The 14,775-nt window shown below is 71.3% G+C and carries 8 protein-coding genes; 4 read left to right on the top strand and 4 right to left on the bottom strand.

All coding sequences use genetic code 11. From position 1 onward, the window contains the following. Positions 1–60: 60 nt before the first annotated feature. Complete coding sequence (locus AAW14_RS16755) at positions 61–978, top strand: helix-turn-helix transcriptional regulator (RefSeq protein WP_265564719.1); 918 nt, start codon at positions 61–63, stop codon at positions 976–978. A gap of 118 nt (positions 979–1,096) precedes the next feature. Here AAW14_RS16755 and AAW14_RS16750 read toward each other — a convergent pair whose 3' ends face one another. Next, complete coding sequence (locus AAW14_RS16750) at positions 1,097–2,542, bottom strand: MFS transporter (RefSeq protein WP_265564640.1); 1,446 nt, start codon at positions 2,540–2,542, stop codon at positions 1,097–1,099. A gap of 98 nt (positions 2,543–2,640) precedes the next feature. Between AAW14_RS16750 and dusB the strand changes: the two genes are divergently transcribed. Continuing rightward, positions 2,641–3,789, top strand: a complete 1,149-nt coding sequence (gene dusB, locus AAW14_RS16745) for a tRNA dihydrouridine synthase DusB (protein WP_265564639.1) — start codon at positions 2,641–2,643, stop codon at positions 3,787–3,789. Positions 3,790–3,801: 12 nt separating this feature from the next. Here dusB and AAW14_RS39485 read toward each other — a convergent pair whose 3' ends face one another. From AAW14_RS39485 to AAW14_RS16730, 3 genes are all read right to left on the bottom strand, one after another. Then, complete coding sequence (locus AAW14_RS39485) at positions 3,802–6,411, bottom strand: CDP-alcohol phosphatidyltransferase (RefSeq protein ID WP_322741077.1); 2,610 nt, start codon at positions 6,409–6,411, stop codon at positions 3,802–3,804. Between the two features lie 196 nt (positions 6,412–6,607). After that, positions 6,608–8,545, bottom strand: coding sequence for a glycogen debranching N-terminal domain-containing protein (locus AAW14_RS16735; protein WP_265564638.1), 1,938 nt, complete (start codon positions 8,543–8,545; stop codon positions 6,608–6,610). Then, positions 8,542–10,260: an MGH1-like glycoside hydrolase domain-containing protein gene (locus tag AAW14_RS16730; RefSeq protein WP_416223317.1), complete on the bottom strand. Its 1,719-nt coding sequence runs from the start codon at positions 10,258–10,260 to the stop codon at positions 8,542–8,544. Before AAW14_RS16730 ends, AAW14_RS16735 begins: the two co-directional genes overlap by 4 nt. 120 nt (positions 10,261–10,380) lie before the next feature. Between AAW14_RS16730 and AAW14_RS16725 the strand changes: the two genes are divergently transcribed. Together AAW14_RS16725 and ppdK are read left to right on the top strand one after the other, a co-directional pair. Further along, the gene (locus tag AAW14_RS16725) at positions 10,381–11,601 is read left to right on the top strand and encodes an ROK family protein (RefSeq protein WP_265564637.1); all 1,221 of its coding nucleotides are present in this window, start codon (positions 10,381–10,383) and stop codon (positions 11,599–11,601) included. A gap of 426 nt (positions 11,602–12,027) precedes the next feature. Beyond that, positions 12,028–14,769 carry a pyruvate, phosphate dikinase gene (gene ppdK / locus AAW14_RS16720; RefSeq protein ID WP_416223316.1) on the top strand — a complete coding sequence of 914 codons (2,742 nt, stop codon included), beginning with the start codon at positions 12,028–12,030 and terminating at the stop codon, positions 14,767–14,769. The last annotated feature ends 6 nt before the right edge of the window (positions 14,770–14,775 follow it).

Here is a 14,775-nt window from a genome sequence, read left to right as displayed (position 1 = left end):
GGTACAAGCACTACCTGGAAACAGGTTCGCGAGCGCGGCAGGCTGGGGGACATGGCGACCATGGTGCAGGAGAGGGCCCCGATCCGGGAGAGCCGGGAGCCGGACGGGCCGGGGACGCGCGCATCCGAGATCCGGCGGCACGAACTGGCGGCGTTCCTGCGGCACCGCCGCGAGCACATCACCCCCGAACAGGTCGGACTGCCCCGCGGCCGGCGCCGCCGCACCCCGGGACTGCGCCGCGAGGAGGTCGCGCAGCTCTCCGCCGTGGGGGTCACCTGGTACACCTGGCTGGAGCAGGCCCGGAACATCCAGGTCTCCGTCCAGGTCCTCGACGCCCTTGCCCGCACCCTGCTGCTCGACGCCAGCGAGCGGGCCCACCTGTTCAACCTTGCGGGGGCCGTCGACCCCGCGCCGGGCACCAACTGCGCGGCGGTCACCGACGCCCAGCGCATCCTGCTGGAGCAGCTGGAGCCGCTGCCGGCCTGCATCTCCAACAGCCGGTACGACATCCTCGCCTACAACCGCACCTACGGGCTGCTGCTGTGCGACCTCGACGCCGTCGCTCCGGCGGACCGCAACTGCATGGTGCTGTGCTACACCAACCCGGACTGGCAGTCGGCGATCGTCCGGCTCGAGGAGACCATGCGGCTGATGGCCGCCAAGTTCCGCGCGAACATGGCCGAGCATCTCGGCGAGCCCGCCTGGAAGATGCTGCTGAAGCGGCTGATGACCGAGTCCGCCGAGTTCCGCGAGGCCTGGGAGCGGCATGAGGTGGTCGGCGCGCGCAGCAAGCGCAAGCAGTTCCGCAACAGCCATGTGGGGCTGCTGACCCTGGACCACACGGATCTGTGGCTGGGACCGCACAACGGGCCGCGGATGGTGACCTACGCCCCGGCCGACGAGGAGTCCCGCCGGGGACTGGAGAAGCTGCGGGCCATCGCGCTGGAGAAGGAGAGCGTGGCGGCCTGGCCGGGGTGACGCGGCGCGCCGGCGGCCGAGGGCCGGTTGAGGCCGGTCGCACCCGCGCGGCGGCCACACAGGGTGTCATCCCCGCGCCCCTGCCCGGCGCGTCCTTTGCCCCGGCGCCCGCAGCGTCCTACGCGCCGACGCCCGCAGCGTCCCGTACCTCGGCCTCCTGCAGTCGCTCCGCCGTGCGTTCCGCCGTCCCGCGGGCCCAGCGGCCCGTCGTCAGGGCACCCAGGAGCAGGACCGCGAGGCCACAGGCGGTGAGGATCCACCAGCCGGGGCGCGCGGCGGGGACGAAGATCTGCCGGTACGGGCCCGAGCGGATGCCCGCGGCCAGGACCGCGCCGATCACCGCGACGCCCAGCGTGCCGCCGATCTGACGGCTTGTGGAGGCCACCGCGGCGGCCACACCGGCCTGGGCCCGGGGCATACCGGAGACGGCGGTGTTGGTGATGGGGGCGTTCACGAAGCCGAAGCCCAGGCCGAACAGGACGTAGCCGATCACCAGCGTGACGTCCGACCTCTCCGCGTCGAACGCCGCGAACAGCAGTCCGCTCGCCGTGATCGCGATCCCCGCCGTGAGCAGGGAGAGGCGCGGGCCGCGGCTGCCGACCACACGACCGGAGAGCGGGGCGCACACGAAGCACATGGCCGCCATAGGCAGCATCCACAGGCCCGCGTGCAGCGCGTCCAGGCCGCGCACGTTCTGCAGGTACAGCGTCGAGAGGAACAGGAAGCCGCTGAGAGCCGCGAACGCACTGATCGCGACCACCGTGGCCCCGCTGAACGGCACCGAACGGAAGAACCGCAGATCGATGAGGGGTTCGGTGCGCCGGGGCTCGTACCGGAGCAGGGCGAGCAGCGCGGCCAGCGCGACCGCGCCGAAGGCCAGGGTGTGCGTGGCGCTCGAGTTCGGGGCCTCGATGATCGCGTACGTCAGGGAGCCCAGCAGGGCGATCACCAGGAGCTGGCCCACCGGGTCCGGGCGGCGTGCCCTGGGGGCGCGGGACTCCGGGACGTACAGGAGGGTGAGCAGCAGCGCGGCGACGCCCACCGGCAGGTTGAGCCAGAAGATCGAGCGCCAGCCGACGGATTCGACCAGCAGTCCGCCGACGATCGGGCCCGCGGCCATCGATATCCCGACGACACCGCCCCAGGCGCCGATCGCGCGGGCGCGCTCGCGCGGGTCGGTGAAGGTGTTGGTGATGATCGACATCGCCACCGGGTTCAGCATCGAGCCGCCCACGGCCTGCACCATGCGGAAGACGACGAGCAGGGTGAGGTTCGGGGCGAGGGAGCACAGGGCCGAGCCGATGGTGAAGAGCACCAGGCCCGTCTGGAAGACCTTGCGGCGGCCGACGCGGTCCGCGGTCGAGCCGGCGAGCATCAGCAGCGAGGCCAGGACGAGCGTGTAGGCGTCGATCGTCCACTGCAGGCCCGCGACGCTCGCGTGCAGTTCCCTCTGCAGCGAGGGCAGCGCGACGTTCAGGACCGTGTTGTCCAGGCTCACGATCAGCAGGCTCATGCAGCAGATGGCGAGCACCAGGAGACGTCGTCGATGGCTGAGCTCGGGCATGCGATCCATCGTACGGCATTTCGATAGTGCGGTTAACTAATGACCGTTACATGGTCACGCGTGCCCGAGTACCCGCCGGCGTGCGTGACAATGGGGGAATGTCCACGCCCACGATGAAAGCGACGTTGCAGATCGGTCCGCACGACGTCCGGCCGCCTGTCGTGCTCGCGCCCATGGCCGGGATCACGAACGCGCCGTTCCGCACCCTGTGCCGGGAGTTCAGCGGCGGCAAGGGGCTCTTCGTGAGCGAGATGATCACCACCCGGGCGCTGGTCGAACGCAACGACAAGACCATGCAGCTGATCAGGTTCGACGCGAGCGAGCAGCCGCGTTCGATCCAGCTGTACGGCGTGGACCCGGCGACCGTCGGCAAGGCCGTCCGCATGATCGCGGAGGAGGACCTGGCCGACCACATCGACCTGAACTTCGGCTGCCCGGTACCGAAGGTGACCCGCAAGGGCGGCGGGTCCGCCCTCCCGTACAAGCGCAACCTGCTGCGGGCGATCCTGCGCGAGGCCGTGAGCGGCGCCGGCGACCTTCCGGTCACCATGAAGATGCGCAAGGGCATCGACGAAGACCACCTCACCTATCTCGACGCGGGGCGGATCGCCGTGGAGGAGGGCGTGACCTCCATCGCGCTGCACGGCCGTACGACCGCCCAGCACTACGGCGGCACGGCGGACTGGGACGCCGTCGCGCGGCTGAAGGAGCACGTGCCGGAGATCCCGGTGCTCGGCAACGGCGACATCTGGTCGGCCGAGGACGCGCTGCGGATGGTGCGCGAGACGGGCTGTGACGGCGTCGTGGTCGGCCGCGGCTGCCTGGGTCGGCCATGGCTGTTCGGAGACCTGGTGGCGGCCTTCGAGGGGCGCCCCGGCGACCTCCACACGCCGGCCCTGCGGGAGGTCGCGGATGTCATGGTCCGGCACGCCACCCTGCTCGGCGAGTGGATCGGCGACGAGTCGCGGGGCGTCATCGACTTCCGCAAGCACGTGGCCTGGTATCTGAAGGGTTTCTCGGTCGGCTCGCAGATGCGCAAGCGGCTCGCGATCACCTCCTCGCTCGAGGAGTTGCGGGCCGGGCTGGACGAGCTCGACCTCGACCAGCCCTGGCCGTCCGGCGCCGACGGGCCCCGTGGCCGTACGTCCGGCAACAACCGGGTGGTGCTGCCGGACGGCTGGCTGAAGGACCCGTACGACTGCGCGGGGATCGGCGAGGACGCGGAGCTGGACACCTCCGGCGGCTGATCCCCGCCTGCGTCAGCCGTTCGACGGGTGCGGGGTCGAGCCGTACGTCGTCAGGAAGCGGTCGCGGAACGAACTCATCTTCCACACCGGTGCGTTGTGCGTGGGCCGCAGGCCGTCCGACCAGCCCCAGGCGGCGATCTTCTCGAGCACCTTCGGGTCCTTCGCGACGATCGCGCACGGCACGTCATGGCTGGCGCGGTTGCCGCTGACGTGGGCGTTCGCCTGATGGTCGCCGAGGAAGACGAGCACGGTGTTGTCGTTGCCGTAGCGCTCCAGGAACTGGGTCAGGGCGGTCACCGAGTACTGGACCGACTTGCCGTACTCCTCCTTGGAGTGGGTGTCGCTGGTGTAGGTGTAGTCGGGCGTGTGGCCCGCCTTCTCGATGCCGTTGAAGATCGAGCCGTTGCCCAGCTGGTCCCAGCCGACCATCTTGGGGATGGGAGCCCAGGGCGTGTGGCTTGAGGTCAGGATGATTTCCGACATCAGCGGCTTGTCGCGCTTCTTGCTGTGCACCATGCGCTGGTAGGCCTCCAGCGTGTACTGGTCGGGCATGGTCGACCAGCTGAACTTCGGTCCCTGGTAGCCCAGATGGGCGGCGTCGTAGACCTTGTCGAGACCGTAGTACTTCTGCTCCGGCCAGCCCTTCGTCACGCCGGGCATGATGCCGACCGTGTCCCAGTCGCCGGTCTTCTTGAACGCCTTGGTGAGGCTGAGGTGGTCGCTCGTGGTCACGTAGCGGTAGCGGTTCTGATTGTCGATCCACAGGCCCGACAGGAACGTGGAGTGGCCGAGCCAGCTGCTGCCGCCGTACGTCGCCGAGGTCAGCCAGCCGCTCTTGGCGTGGAAGCCTGCCTTGGCGAGGGCCGCGGTGCTCATGTCGAGGGTCTTGTCGACACCAGGGGCGATGACCGGGTCCTCGATGGCGCTGCGTCCGTAGCTCTCGATGAACGTGAAGATCATGTCCTTGCCGCGCAGTGCGGGCAGGAGCTGGGAGCCCGGGGTGTTGCCGAAGGCGTCGACCCTGGCGGTCTTGGAGAACGCCTGCTCGTCGCGAAGGCTCTCGCGCATCCACTTCATGCGGTACTGGACCATCGTCAGGGTGCGATCGGAGGCCAGCGGCACACCGTTGGCCTGAAGGCTGAGGGACGTGCAGGTCATCCACACCATGCTGAGGACGAGGACGGCACGGGTGGTGGCGGCCCGGTTCCGCGCCATGACGTTGCTCAGCCGCACGACGGCGAGCACCGAGATCGCGAGGACGACGAGGACGAGGGCGATGGCCGCCACCAGGACACCCAGAGCGCCCGTCCCGCCCAGCGTGTCCTTGAGGTAGGAGTAGGCGTCGCTGAAGAGGGGCCAGTCGAAGACGACGTTGAAGCCGCGGCCCAGGTACTGGTTGAAGCCGATGTCGAGCACGTTGAGCAGGGTCAGCACGCCGAGCGCGAGTCCCCCGAGCCCGGCCACGACCAGCCGGGGTCGCCGCGGCATCGCGGTCAGCACCACGGCACCGATCAGCGCCTCCACCGGGAGCCGGGTGAACTGGGAGAGCTGGAGGAACTGCGGCTCGTTGGGCATGACGAGCGCGGCGACGACGAGCACCCCGGCGGACACGGTGACGGCGGCACCGAGAACCTGGGCGGCCAGGGGGTGGTCGGCGCGCCACTTCCGCCAACGACGGCGGCGGACGGGGGCGGCCGTTTCGCCCTCGGCCGCGCGGCTGTCGGGGTCGGCCGTGGGGGCGGTGGATTCGGCTGCCGGGCTGTCCGGTGCGGCTGCGGGGCAGTCGCGGTCGGCCGTGGGGGTGGTGGATTCGGCGGCGGGAGCGGTGGATTCGGCTTCGTCCTCCGTGGCGGCGGCCGTTCCGGCCTCGCCCTCTGCACGAGGCGCCTTCGCCCCGGCAGGGGCGGTGGGGGAGGCGTCGGCCTCGTCGGTGGGGGGAGTACCGGTCCCGGCTTCGACGGTGTCGGCCGCCCTGCCTTCGGCGGCGCCTTCACCGTCGGCCGCCCCGCCGCTGCGGGCATCGGCGGGATCGGTTCCGTCCGGCGCGGCGCCTCCGGCCGGGCCCGTGCCCGCTTCGGCTCCCGACCGCCCGGGGCCGTCGGACGCCTGACGGGCGCTCTCCCCCCGGCCATGGGCTGCCGCGGCGTCGTCCCCGGGGGCGGGGGGTGCCGCCGTGTCGTGCTTCGGCTCGGGCTCGGTCGTTTCGTCGGACCCAGGAGCGGCGGCCTCGGCGCCGGGCCCGCGCTTCGCGTCCGCGTGCCGTGCCCTCTTCACTGCGGGCCGGGCGGACCCGTCCGCGGCCGACGACCCCGGGCCCCCGGATATCGAATCGGTGCCGTCCCCCGACTCATGTGCCGCCGCGGCGTCGTCCTTCGACCCGAGCCCCGACTCCTTGTCCGACGAGGCCGTTTCGGGCTTCGCCTTCCCCGCGGGCCCGTCCGCAGCGGGCTCTTCCGTGGTCCGTCCTGTGATCGCCTCCGGGGGCGGGCCGTTCTGGTCCGCCCCCGGAGCCTCTCCCTCTCCCTGGGACTCGTCGGCAGCGGCCGGCGTCCCCTCCGGCGTCGGCCGCTCCACCTCCGTTGGCAGGACCCCGTCCGCGGCCGCTCCCGCCATGTCCGTCATCTGTCGTGAGCGTGTGTTGAGAGGCAACCCGAGGGTCCTTCCATGCGAAGCCCGTGGTGGAGGGGCGGGCCGCGCTGGGGAGGCTGGGCCCGCCGTCATCCCGTACGGGCCGTCGCACGCATACGTTCAACCTCAGCGCCTCAGCGCCCGGCAAACACCCGGCAAACCCGAGGTCAACGAGGTCCGGGCGGTCGCGCTACGCCCCGCCCACCGCGGTGAGCAGCGCGAGCGGTGTCGCCGCCGAACGGGACTCCCGGGTGCACGCGTGCGGGTACGGCACCGGCTCCGGATGCGTGTCGCGGCCGTACCCCGCGAGCACCTCCGGCAGCCGGTGGCCCGTCGCCGTCGCCGCGTCGACCAGGGCGTGCGCGAGCGTACGGGCCTCGTCGTGCAGCCCGTAGCGTGCCAGCCCCAGCGTGATCAGCGCGTTGTCGTGCGGCCACACCGACCCGCGGTGGTACGACATCGGGTGGTACGCCGCCTGGTCCGCCGCCAGCGTGCGGACACCCCAGCCGGAGAAGAAGTCCGGCTCGAGAAGCCGCCGGCCGACCAGCTTCCCGTACTCCTTGTCGAGCAGGCCCGACCACAGCAGATGGCCCGCGTCGGAGGCGAGTGCGTCCACCTGGCGGCCCTCGCCGTCCAGCGCCAGCGCCGGAAACGTGTGCTCGTCCATCCAGAAGTCCCGCTGGAAGCGGTCGCGCAGATCCCCGGCCGCCTGTTCCAGGAGCGCCGCGTACACCTCGTCGCCCCACACCGTGCGCGACAGATGCGCGGTGCGCCGCAGCGCGTCGTACGCGTACCCCTGCGCGCCCGCCGCCATCACCGGACCGGTGGGACGGCTGCCGTCCGCGCAGCAGATGGCGCCGGGGGAGTCCTTCCAGTTCTGGTTGGCGAGGCCGCCCTGGTCGGCGCGGTAGACGAGATAGCCGCGGGAGGTGAGCCCGCCGTGGTCCAGCATCCAGCCGATGGCCGCACGGGCGTTGGGCTCCAGACGGCGAGCCGTCGCCACGTCACCGGTCTGCTCGACATACGCCCCGAGCAGCACCAGGAAGAGCGGGGTCGCATCGACCGAACCGTAGTACCGCCCGTACGGCACCTGCCCGAAGTGCGCAAGTTCCCCGTGCCGTACCTCGTGCACGATCTTCCCCGGCTGGGCCACCGAACGCGTATCCACCTCGGTCGCCTGAGCCGCGGCGAGCGCGGGCAGCGTGGCCGCGGCCAGCCGGGGGAGGTAGGGCAGTGCGAAGAGCGAGGTGAGGAGAGCGTCGCGGCCCAGCAGCGTGAGGAACCAGGGGGCGCCGGCCGCGGGGACGCGCAGCTCCTCGCCGTCCGGGCCCGTCGCCGGGATCTGGAGCGTGGCGAGGTCGGACAGGCCCCGTGCGCAGGCCGTGGCCAGCTCGGGCCAGCCGGTGGGGAAGGCAATGCCCTCCATGAACTCGCCTTCCGCAGCGAGGAGTTGGTCGTTGGCGTCGGCGGGCGAGGCCGGCACCGTCGCGTCCTGGTCCGCCCCGTGCGGCCGTGCCGCGACCCGCAGCGCCAGCACCGCCGAGCCGTGCGGCTCCAGGTCCAGCGTCCACACGAGACGGCGTGCGCCCGTGCCCGTCTCCTCCACGCCGTCCGGCCTGGGGTCGGCAGTGACGGTCGTCAGGGACCGCCACTCGCCGCGCCGGTAGCTGAACTCCACACCGTCCTCGAGCACTTCGCGGGAGCGCACGACGCCCGTCTTGGCGTACGTACGGTGGTCGGAGCGCAGCTCGAACTGGTCCGTGAAGTCGGCGTCCGCGGTGACCGCGACGCGCACCGTGGTCGGCACCGGGCGGTTGCTGGTGACTCGCAGCGACTCCACGAACGCCCCGTCGGCGACGGCCTGTTCACGGAAGAGCGTGTGCGCGGGCGGCTCCTGACGGCCGCCGCGCGGTACGAGGACGCAGCGGGCCCGGTCCCCGTCGGCGACCGGCGTGAGCGTCTCGGGCACGGCACCGTCGACGGTGAGCTGCCACCGGCTCAGATGCCGGGCGTCGCGTACGAACAGCCCGGCCGGGGAGCCGCCGCCCCGTACCCCGCTGATGTCCCCGCTGTCGCTCACGGCGGCGAACGTCCCGCCGCGTACGAGCAGATGATGCCGGTCCGTCATCCCCGGTCCCCTCCCTTGTCACTCCTGTCGAACGTGCCGGTGCCCATGGGGGACACGCCGTGTCCGGGGCGCATATGGAGCAGGTCCAGCGCGAGGGCGGCGGTCCAGCCGAAGTCGTGTGCTCCGCACGCCTCACCGGTGTACGGGTCGACGTACTCCGCGAAGTCCGAGGCGTCCGCGCTCTCCAGCAGCGCCTCGCGCAACGCGTCGGCCTCCGCCTCCTCCCCGTGCACCCGCAGGCCGCGCTCCACCAGCCAGCCGGTGTTGAACCAGGCGGGCCCGCGCCAGTACCGGTGCGGGTCGAAGGCCTCGCCCAGCAGGTCGTAGCTCGGCACGAGCCGGGTGACGCCGCCGAGCCCGAAGTGGGGCCCGCGCAGCGTCCGTACGAGCGCGGTCGCGATGTCACGCGGGAGCGTGGGCAGGAGCAGGGGAACGAGCCCCGAGACGGTCCGCTCGGGGATGAGGCCGCGGCCCCGCGCGTCTTCGCGCTGCGCGTTGTCGCGCCGGGCTTCGCCGGGGCGGGCGTCCTTGCGCCGGGCGTCTCCGTGGTGGGCGCCTTCGCGGTGGGCGTCTCCGTGGTGGGCGTCTTCGCACCGGGCGTCTCCGCCCTGCACATCCCCGCCCTGCACATCCCCGCCCTGCACATCCCCGCCCCGCACATCCCCGCGCCGCGCGTCGCCCCTTACGTCTCCGCCCCGTACGTCACGGCAGAAGAACATGCCCTCCGCCGGGTCCCAGAGGCGGTCGACGAGGGCCGCCGTCAGACGCTCGGCCCGGGCGTACCGGGCCGTGCCCCGTGCGCCCAGTTCGTGCGCGATACGGGCCAGCGCGTGCTCCGACGCGATCAGCAGCGCGTTGAACGCGGGGTCCTCCACCGCGAACTCGCCCGACCCGTCGGCATATCCGCCGTCGCGGTAGTCCGTCGCCAGCCGCACGTACCGCCCGTAGTCCAGGTCCGTCGGCCGGTCCTCGGGCGCGCCGTGGTCGAGGTCCGCGCGGCGGAAGGAGCGGGCCGGGGCCGGGGTGACCCGTGACAGCGGGGCGTCCCAGGCGGGGCTGTTGTCCATGCCCTGCTCCCAGGGGTGCACCACCGAGACGAGCCCGCCGCCGCCCAGGTCGCGGCGGTGCAGCAGATAGCGGTGCCAGGCCGCGAGATGCGGGTGGACGCGGGCGAGGAAGCCGCGCGCGCGGGACAGCCCCGGGTCGGCGAGGTGCACCAGCCAGGCCGCCAGCGCGTGCACCGGTGGCTGCACGATGCCCGAGGTCTGTACGGTGCGCGGGGCGCCCGTGGCGCGCCCCACGGTCGAGGAGCGCCAGAAGTCGGGGCTCGGGAAGTACGCGTCGAGCGGCACGGAGGGGTTGAAGACGATGTGCGGGATCCGCCCGTCCGCCCACTGGGCCGCCAACAGCGTCTCCAGCTCCGTCTGCGCCCTCAGCGGCGACACATGGCGCAGCCCGATCGCGATGAACGCCGAGTCCCAGGACCACTGGTGGGGGTACAGCCGGCGCGACGGCACCGTGGACCTGCCCGTCCAGTTTCCCTCCAGCACCTGTGCCGCCCTGACGTGCAGCGACCCGGCGGGCCCGGCGGGATCGTATACATGGGTCCCGGAACGGACGATCTCACCGCGACCGGACCCCGGCGGTGAACCCGAGGTGCGCACGGGACGCGTGAGTTCCGTACGACGGGCGGTGAGTTGGGTAGTGCGGTCCACTCAGGTCTCCCCGAAAGACGTCCTGCCGAACGGTTCGGCAGTGGCTACCGTAGGGTTACGTCTATTTAACACGCAAAACTCAATATGTAATGCAGGGTTGGTGAACGCAAGGGGGTGCGCATGAGTGGAAGAACCGGGAAGCCCGGCGCTCAGGCCGGCGCCGGAGATCTGCTCGAACTGGTGCGCAGCGGCCGCGCCACGACCCGTGGTGCCCTGCAGCAGGCCACGGGCCTGTCGCGGGCCACGGTCGGCCAGCGGCTGGACCGTCTCTTCCGGGCCGGCTGGCTGCGCGAGGGCGCCGGCGGACCGGTCGACTCGCCGCTGGGCGGACGCCCTTCCATCACACTGGAGTTCGACGACGCCCACGCGGTGGTGCTCGCCGCCGACCTCGACACCCGGCACGCCCGCGCCGCCGTCCTCTCCCTGACCGGTGAGATCCTTGCCGAACACGCGGGGACCCTGGTCATCGAGGACGGCCCGGACGCCGTGCTCGGCGAACTGGGCCGCTGGTTCGCCGAGTTGCTCGAGAAGGCGGGCCATCGGGCGCACGAGGTCTGCGGGATCGGGCTCGCGGTTCCGGGGCCCGTGGACAGTGACACCGGCCGGGTCGTCCAGCCGCCGATCATGCCGGGCTGGGACGGCTACGACATACGGCGCCGGCTGGGCCGCGCCTTCGCCGAGCACGCCCAGGGCGGCGCCGGAGTGCCGGTGCTCGTCGACAACGACGCGAACCTGATGGCGTACGGCGAACAGCGCTCCGGGTACCCGGACTGCTCGGCGTTCGTGCTGGTCAAGGTCTCCACCGGGATCGGCGCGGGGGTGGTCGTCGACGGCCGCATCTACCGCGGGATCGACGGCGGCGCCGGGGACATCGGGCACATCCGCGTCCCGGAGGGCGCCGACGCGCTGTGCCGGTGCGGGTCGTACGGCTGTCTGGCCGCCGTCGCGAGCGGGGGCGCCGTGGCGCGCCGGCTCGCGGAGGGGGGTGTGCCGGCCGCCTCCGGCTCGGACGTAAGGGACCTGCTGACCGCCGGGCACCCGGAGGCCGCCGCGCTCGCCCGGGAGGCCGGGCGGCGGGTCGGGGACGTCCTCGCGACCGTGGTGACCCTGCTGAACCCCGGGGTGCTGATGATCGCCGGAGATCTGGCCGGAACCCCGTTCCTCACCGGCGTACGGGAGCTGCTGTATCAGCGGGCGCTTCCCCGCTCCACCGCCCATCTCGATGTGGTGACCTCCCGGCTCGGGGAGCGCGCGGCCCTCCTGGGAGCGGGTGCGCTGGTCGTCGAGCATCTGTACGCGCCGGAGCGGGCGGAGGAACGGCTGCGGGCGCTCGGCGTGTGAGGGTGTCGGGCCCCGTGCGAAAACCGGCGCTTCCGTCCGGATGTGCGTCCGCATGGTGAAATCCGGCTGCCTTGGATCGCGTGATTCTCGCCACCTCTGATAGGGGTTCCGCTCAGATGAGCGAATCAAGGGCGACTGCACTTCTCCAAAGGGTGGCACTGAGTGCCACCTCTTGATCGTTCATCGATCGAAATCAGACGTAGGCAAACGCGCTCACATGAGCGTCCTGAGCGTGAGGATGGGTTGCGATGCGTTCAAGAAGTGAAAACATCCGGGCGTTACGAGTTGCCAAGCCTTGACTTTCGATCCAGTGGCGGACGAGTGGTTACGGGCGCATGACGCGCAAGTGGACGTACCCAGGCGCCTTCGATCTGGGTATGTTCCTCGCCGTCAGGGCAGCCACCGCGTCCTCGAGGAGTCGAGACCGTGTCGGAAAACAAAGATCGCCACGTAACTGGGAACGGCGTCGAGGGCGTGAAGTTCGTTTACGACTTCACCGAGGGCAACAAGGACCTCAAGGACCTCCTCGGCGGCAAGGGCGCCAACCTCGCCGAGATGACCAACCTCGGTCTGCCGGTCCCTCCGGGATTCACCATCACCACCGAGGCCTGCAAGGTCTACCTCGACAGCGGCGAGGAGCCCGCGGCACTGCGTGACGAGGTGAGCGCCCACCTTGCCGCGCTCGAGGAGCGGATGGGCAAGAAGCTCGGGCAGGCCGACAACCCGCTGCTGGTGTCGGTGCGTTCGGGGGCGAAGTTCTCGATGCCGGGCATGATGGACACCGTCCTGAACATCGGGCTCTCCGACAAGTCCGTGCAGGGGCTGGCGAAGCAGGCCGGTGGCGACCGCTTCGCGTGGGACTCCTACCGCCGCCTCATCCAGATGTTCGGCAAGACGGTCCTCGGTGTCGACGGCGAGCTCTTCGAGAACGCGCTCGAGGCGGCCAAGGAGGCCAAGGGCGTCTCGGTCGACACGGAGCTGGAGGCCGCGGACCTCAAGAAGCTGGTCACCAAGTTCAAGAAGATCGTCAAGACCGAGGCCGGGCGCGACTTCCCGCAGGACCCGCGCGAGCAGATGGACCTCGCCATCAAGGCGGTCTTCGACTCGTGGAACGGCGACCGCGCGAAGCTCTACCGCCGTCAGGAGCGCATCCCGCACGACCTGGGCACGGCGGTCAACGTCTGCTCGATGGTCTTCGGCAACCTGGGCCCCGACTCCGGCACGGGCGTCGCGTTCACCCGCGACCCGGCCTCCGGCCACCAGGGCGTGTACGGCGACTACCTGCAGAACGCGCAGGGCGAGGACGTGGTCGCGGGTATCCGCAACACCGTCCCGCTGGCCGAGCTGGAGCGGATCGACAAGAAGTCGTACGACCAGCTGATGCAGATCATGGAGACGCTGGAGAACCACTACAAGGATCTCTGCGACATCGAGTTCACCATCGAGCGTGGTGTGCTGTGGATGCTGCAGACCCGCGTCGGCAAGCGCACGGCGGGCGCGGCCTTCCGCATCGCGACCCAGCTGGTGGACCAGGGCTTGATCGACGAGGCCGAGGCGCTGCAGCGGGTGACCGGCGCGCAGCTGGCGCAGCTGATGTTCCCGCGCTTCGACGAGCAGGCAAAGGTCGAGCAGGTCGGCCGCGGCATCGCCGCTTCGCCGGGTGCCGCCGTCGGCAAGGCCGTCTTCGACTCGTACACCGCCGTGAAGTGGTCCCGCTCGGGCGAGAAGGTCATCCTGGTACGCCGCGAGACCAACCCCGACGACCTCGACGGCATGATCGCGGCCGAGGGCATCCTGACCTCGCGCGGCGGCAAGACCTCCCACGCGGCCGTCGTCGCGCGCGGCATGGGCAAGACGTGCGTGTGCGGCGCGGAGGAGCTGGAGGTCGACACCAAGCGCCGGCGGATGACCGTTCCCGGCGGGCACATCGTCGAGGAGGGCGACCTCATCTCCATCGACGGCTCCAGCGGCAAGGTCTACCTGGGCGAGGTCCCGGTGGTGCCGTCCCCGGTGGTCGAGTACTTCGAAGGCCGGATGCACGCGGGCGCGGACGACGCCGACGAACTCGTGGAGGCCGTGCACCGGATCATGGCGTTCGCGGACCGCAAGCGTCGGCTGCGGGTGCGGGCGAACGCGGACAACGCCGAGGACGCGCTGCGCGCACGGCGCTTCGGCGCCCAGGGCATCGGTCTGTGCCGTACGGAGCACATGTTCCTCGGCGACCGTCGTGAGCTGGTGGAGCGCCTGATCCTCGCGGACACCGAGGGGGAGCGGGAGGACTCGCTCAAGGAACTGCTTCCGCTGCAGAAGCAGGATTTCGTCGAGCTCTTCGAGGCGATGGACGGGCTCCCGGTCACGGTCCGTCTCCTCGACCCGCCGCTGCACGAGTTCCTGCCCGACATCACCGAGCTGTCGGTGCGGGTGGCGCTGGCGGAGTCCCGTCAGGAGCCGCACGAGAACGAGCTGCGTCTGCTCCAGGCCGTGCACCGCCTGCACGAGCAGAACCCGATGCTGGGCCTGCGCGGCGTGCGCCTCGGCCTGGTCATCCCGGGCCTGTTCACGATGCAGGTACGAGCCATCGCGGAGGCGGCCGCCGAGCGCAAGGCCGCGAAGGGCGATCCGCGCGCCGAGATCATGATTCCGCTCGTCGGCACGGTCCAGGAACTGGAGATCGTCCGCGAGGAGGCGGACCGCGTCATCGCGGAGGTCCAGGAGGCCAGCGGGACGGAACTGAAGCTGGCGATCGGCACGATGATCGAGCTGCCGCGCGCCGCCCTGACCGCCGGTCAGATCGCGGAGGCCGCCGAGTTCTTCTCGTTCGGCACCAACGACCTGACCCAGACGGTTTGGGGCTTCAGCCGGGACGACGTGGAGGCGAGCTTCTTCACGGCGTACCTGGAGAAGGGCATCTTCGGCGTGAGCCCCTTCGAGACCATCGACAAGGACGGTGTGGGCTCCCTGGTCAAGGCCGCCGCAGAGGCCGGCCGCGCCACCCGCCCCGACCTCAAGCTCGGCGTCTGCGGCGAACACGGCGGCGACCCGGAGTCGGTGCACTTCTTCCACGAGGTGGGCCTGGACTACGTGTCCTGCTCCCCGTTCCGGATCCCGGTCGCCCGTCTGGAGGCGGGACGCGCTGCCTCGCAGTCGGAGGGCAGCGACCACCGCTAGTCGGTG

Origin of the sequence: Streptomyces hygroscopicus, assembly GCF_026168105.1 — a bacterium.
GTDB classification, from domain to species: Bacteria; Actinomycetota; Actinomycetes; order Streptomycetales; family Streptomycetaceae; genus Streptomyces; species Streptomyces hygroscopicus_D.
This window is presented reverse-complemented; position numbering and strand designations above follow the sequence as displayed.

Bases quoted from the DNA above. Each gene is read 5' to 3' on its own strand.
- AAW14_RS16735 (WP_265564638.1), bottom strand. From the start codon at position 8,545: ATGACGGACCGGCATCATCTGCTCGTACGCGGCGGGACGTTCGCCGCC.
- AAW14_RS16750 (WP_265564640.1), bottom strand. From the start codon at position 2,542: ATGCCCGAGCTCAGCCATCGACGACGTCTCCTGGTGCTCGCCATCTGC.
- AAW14_RS16755 (WP_265564719.1), top strand. From the start codon at position 61: ATGGTGCAGGAGAGGGCCCCGATCCGGGAGAGCCGGGAGCCGGACGGG.
- AAW14_RS39485 (WP_322741077.1), bottom strand. From the start codon at position 6,411: ATGACGGACATGGCGGGAGCGGCCGCGGACGGGGTCCTGCCAACGGAG.
- AAW14_RS16725 (WP_265564637.1), top strand. From the start codon at position 10,381: ATGAGTGGAAGAACCGGGAAGCCCGGCGCTCAGGCCGGCGCCGGAGAT.
- dusB (WP_265564639.1), top strand. From the start codon at position 2,641: ATGTCCACGCCCACGATGAAAGCGACGTTGCAGATCGGTCCGCACGAC.